The sequence below is a fragment of the Micromonospora mangrovicola genome (genome assembly GCF_047200535.1).
Lineage (GTDB): Bacteria > Actinomycetota > Actinomycetes > Mycobacteriales > Micromonosporaceae > Micromonospora.
The window spans coordinates 1-508 of record NZ_JBJZOG010000267.1 but is presented as its reverse complement, the minus strand read 5'-3'; the positions used below and the strand labels follow the sequence as shown (position 1 = coordinate 508).

Below are 508 nucleotides of genomic sequence, written 5' to 3'. Positions count from 1 at the left end.
GGGGGGGGAGGCCCCCCCCCCCCCCCCCCCCCCCGCCCCTTCCCGGGGTTCGGGTCAGGAGCCGAGATTGTTCAGGTTGATCGCGGCGCCCGCGATGGCGCTGATGATGGAGAGCACGATGCCGACGCCGCCGCAGATCAGGGCCGCCTTGGCCTGGCCGCCGTTGGTCGCCTCGCCGGTCTGCACCTTCTTCTGGCCCATGACGCCGAGCACCACGCCGGCGATGCCGCCGATGATGCCGAGCGGGGTGCAGCAGAAGGCGAACACGATGGACACGATGCCGGCGATCATGCCGATCAGGCCGAGGGTGTTGTTCTGCCCCTGCGCCGGCGGGTAGCCGGCGGCCGGGTACTGCGGCGCGGCGCCGTACGGCTGCTGCGCGTACGGGTCCTGGTACGGCTGCTGGCCGTAGGGCTGGCCGGAGGCGGGCTGGCCGTAGGGCTGGCCCGAGGTCGGCTGGCCGTACGGCTGGCCGGAGGTGGGCTGGCCGTACGGCTGGCCCGAGGTC

Annotated in this window: 1 protein-coding gene; it reads right to left on the bottom strand. The window is 74.0% G+C overall.

From position 1 onward, the window contains the following. Positions 1 to 54 precede the first annotated feature (54 nt). Positions 55 to 508, bottom strand: a 454-nt coding sequence (locus tag ACL02O_RS34410) for a DUF4190 domain-containing protein (RefSeq protein ID WP_412822357.1), incomplete at its 5' end; no start/stop codon positions are given.